Genomic DNA, 3,523 nt, shown 5'->3' with positions numbered 1-3,523 from the left:
CGGTCGAGCATCTGAAGCAGAACATTGAGAGCGTGGACCTTCGCTTGCCAGATAATGCGTTATTGTCGTTGGACGAAATCGGTTCCGATAAAACGCGTACCTAGCTCTGTCGTCGGGCGTAACGACCGGCAAATCGAAGGCGACGCGGCTACGGTGAGGTCCATGTGCAAAGTGTGTTGCACCTAAGACAGGGAGGGCGATGAGAGTACTCTCGCGCCAGCGTTCCAAATTTCGGCCGTCGGGTCTTGAACGAACAACAGAGCTGTGCAGGAGAAATCGATGTCAATATCATTCGGCGCGACAAGTACTGCCGACGAGGTAATCGAAGGAGTCGACCTACGCAACCGACGCGTACTCGTGACCGGCGTGTCTTCCGGGGTTGGTGTAGAGACGGCTCGTGTTCTGGCGTCTCACGGGGCGTACGTGGTCGGCGCTGCCAGAGACCCGAACAAGGCTCTTCGGGCGACCGAGCAGGTCCGCGCTCAGGCAACAAGGGGCGGAGGCTTCGACCTTATTGAGCTTGATTTGGCCTCCCTTATGAGTATCCGTGCGAGCGCTGACGAATTAGTGAAGGCGGGCGAGCGCTTCGACGTCGTCATTGCCAACGCAGGTGTGATGGCGAGCCCGAAAGGGACGACCGTTGACGGATTCGAGACGCAGTTCGGGACCAACCACCTCGGGCATTTCGTTTTCGTCAACCGCATTGCGGGCCTCATCAAGCCGGGCGGTCGTCTCGTCACGGTCGCCTCAGCTGGTCATCGCGGCGCCGATGTCGATCTCGACGATCCCAATTTCGAGCACACGTTCTACGATCCGCTGATGGCGTATCGCCGTTCCAAAACGGCGAACATCCTCTTCGCGGTCGAGTTCGACCGGCGTCACGAGGCCGCGGGCGTGCGCGCCACAGCCGTGCACCCTGGCGCCGTGCTGACCGAGACCACCCGCAAAATGATCGAAAAGCAGCCGGCTGCCGCCTCTGCCTTCCAATGGAAGACCGTCGAACAGGGTGCGGCAACATCGGTGTGGGCAGGTTTCGTCGCGGCTGCCGACGAGGTCGGCGGCCTCTATTGCGAAGACTGTCACGTCGCTGCCGTGAACAACAGCCCCGCGGACGCCTTCGGTGTAAGGGCCTACGCTCTAGATCCCAGGCATGCAAAAGCGCTGTGGATCAAAAGCGAGGAAATGGTCGGCGAGCGGTTCTGATTGCTGACATCACTGGCCTAGGTTTTGTGTGCTCGGACGCCTTGGGGTCAGGATTCAATTCCATTACACACGCATGGTCCTGAAAGTCGTTAAACGTTTTCGTCAGCTTGACCAAAAAAGGCCAAGAGTTCTCTAGTTACTGCTTCTGGCTGCTCCTCAGGCAGGAAATGTCCGCAGAACGACACGACGGCGCCGCGCACGTCATCGGCGAATGCACGAAGCGGCGCCGCCATATCGGCGATGGATCCCTGATCGGAGCCAAGTGCTAAGAGCGGCATTTTGAGCTTCCCCTTGGTTGCTTGCTCTCGGTTCTGTCGAGCCGAAACTGCTGCGGCGCGGTAGTAGGCGAGCCCGGCTCGAAGCCCGCCGTCTTTCTTGAAGATCCTGAGATACTCGGTGAGGTCGGCGTCCGTGAAGGTCTCGGGATTCGCTGTTTTGCGGCGGAGAAACCAATCGAGGTACTCGCGCTCGCGGCCGCTGATCAAGGCTTCGGGCAAATCGGGTATGACATGAAAGGCGAAATGCCAAGTGCGCCAAGCTTGATCCGGCGCAATCGGCAGGGCGTCCGGCAGCGTGATGCCTGGAATGCCGGCATCCAATAGGGCCAAGCGCCGCACCTGCTCGCTGAACAATGCCGCGTAGGGATACGCAACCCATGCGCCAACATCGTGACCCACCAGGTTGCAGCTGGTTATCCCAAGTTGCTGAAGCAGCCCGTGCACGCGAACGGCTAACGTTTCCGTATCGTAACCATCGGCAGGTCGGTCCGAATCGCCTTGTCCAGGAAGGTCAGGCGCGATGACCCGGTAGATCCCGCCAAGCAGTGGCATGACCTTTCGCCACGCAAACCAGCTTTCCGGAAAGCCAGCGAGGAGGACGAGAACGGGTCCGTCCGCTTTGCCGCCCGATACGTAGTGAATCCGGATGCCATCGACAGTTTGAAAGCCATGTTCGAAGCCGTCGAGGTCGGGATCGGGCCGGGAAGCGGGAGTGGCCTGAATCGGCCTGGTGGGCGGTGACGACAGTTGCGGTTCGGTCATGAGCGACGCTCCAAAAATTGGTCATAAAGAGGAGGAAGACCAGCCCCCGCGTCAACGTGGAGGCGGCCATCGAAAGAAACTGGCCGCCGTGTTTGCAGTATGGCGACGCATCGGAGGGAGCGTTCCAAGGGTTGATTCTCTCGGATCGCCAAAAGACATGAAGAATGGCAAGCAGGAGCCTATCGGCGTCGTGACAATGTTTGGGTGCCTGTTCGCGCAGACGATTGCAACTTCACGTGAATCGGCTGGGAGGGCCTGCGCCTGGTAGCTCTCACTCCGATAAGTCCGCGCGCGATCGCGAAGAAAAAGATTGTGCGAACCGGTGGTTTTGACGTGTCGTGATGCATGCAACTGACTGTTTCCAACTTTGCCCTCATTTAGCGAGCAATCGCATAGTTTGGTCAACCGCGGCTGTTACCTCGGCGGGAGTCTGACCAATTTTGCCAACTACCCGAAATCCCTGCACGAGACACAGAAGGATGCGTGCCGACGTGTCAGGATCAATTTCGGCCACGATAGATTTATCGGATTGGCCGAGCTTTATGATGTCTCGAAAGAGCGCTTCCACTCGCTGCAAGGATCGCGTCACGCGAGCTGTCATTTCCTCGTCAAACAGGGCAATTTCGGTGGCGCTCGCTACCACCAAACAACCCCGTCGACCTTCAATACCTTGTGACGACTCAGCGTAAAAACGAAGCATGGCACGAAGCTTTTCCTCGCCGCTTTGCTGAGCATCGAGCAAACCTCGCAGATGCGCACTACGGACATCGGTATAGCGATCAAAGGCGGCAAGGAAGATCGCCCGCTTGTCACTGAACGCCTTGTAGATGCTGCCAGCGGTAAGACCCATGGCCGAGCCCAACTCCGTTAGCGACGCAGCGTGATATCCGCGCTCTCGAAAAACGAGCAGTGCCGCGTCCAAGGCAGCATTCATATCAAACTGCCGTGGCCGACCAGGGCCGCGACGTCCAATTTCCAACGTATTATCCATGCTGATAGATGCTATTCCAAGTTATTGAGGAAGGTCGACTTTAATATTTAGCGTCCGTTAGTACTAGTACTGCTTCGTTTAATCGAAGCCGGCCCGCAGCGGTTCCCATCTCAATGCAGCCATCGCGAGCAACGATCCGATGATAGGTAAAGGCCACGGTCGATGAATGTCGAGATGTTGCAAAGCTGCTGCAGTGCACGAGCCCGCGAGCAAACTCGCCCACAAAGGTGCCTGAAGAGTCCAAGACAAGTCGGCGCGCCTGCCAGTCACCCAATTGCCGATCCCCTGT

At 58.0% G+C, this 3,523-nt stretch carries 3 protein-coding genes; 1 reads left to right on the top strand and 2 read right to left on the bottom strand.

Annotated features, from left to right (window positions below):
* The first annotated feature begins 279 nt into the window (after nt 1–279).
* Nucleotides 280–1,203, top strand: a complete 924-nt coding sequence (locus ACFFAR_RS28205; RefSeq protein ID WP_375508908.1) for an SDR family NAD(P)-dependent oxidoreductase — start codon at nt 280–282, stop codon at nt 1,201–1,203.
* Between the two features lie 89 nt (nt 1,204–1,292).
* Here ACFFAR_RS28205 and ACFFAR_RS28200 read toward each other — a convergent pair whose 3' ends face one another.
* Together ACFFAR_RS28200 and ACFFAR_RS28195 are read right to left on the bottom strand one after the other, a co-directional pair.
* Nucleotides 1,293–2,243: an alpha/beta fold hydrolase gene (locus ACFFAR_RS28200; RefSeq protein ID WP_375508907.1), complete on the bottom strand. Its 951-nt coding sequence runs from the start codon at nt 2,241–2,243 to the stop codon at nt 1,293–1,295.
* Between the two features lie 373 nt (nt 2,244–2,616).
* A complete protein-coding gene (locus tag ACFFAR_RS28195) occupies nt 2,617–3,234 on the bottom strand; it encodes a TetR/AcrR family transcriptional regulator (protein ID WP_375508906.1) in 618 nt (205 codons plus the stop codon).
* Nucleotides 3,235–3,523 lie beyond the last annotated feature (289 nt).

Origin of the sequence: uncultured Caballeronia sp. (assembly GCF_964243625.1) — a bacterium.
Lineage (GTDB): Bacteria > Pseudomonadota > Gammaproteobacteria > Burkholderiales > Burkholderiaceae > Caballeronia.
Note: the sequence above shows the minus strand (reverse complement) of the source record. Positions and strands in the feature narration are given on the sequence as shown.

What these genes read in the sequence shown, in the direction of transcription:
- ACFFAR_RS28205 (WP_375508908.1), top strand. Translation starts at nt 280, where the DNA reads ATGTCAATATCATTCGGCGCGACAAGTACTGCCGACGAGGTAATCGAA.
- ACFFAR_RS28200 (WP_375508907.1), bottom strand. Translation starts at nt 2,243, where the DNA reads ATGACCGAACCGCAACTGTCGTCACCGCCCACCAGGCCGATTCAGGCC.
- ACFFAR_RS28195 (WP_375508906.1), bottom strand. Translation starts at nt 3,234, where the DNA reads ATGGATAATACGTTGGAAATTGGACGTCGCGGCCCTGGTCGGCCACGG.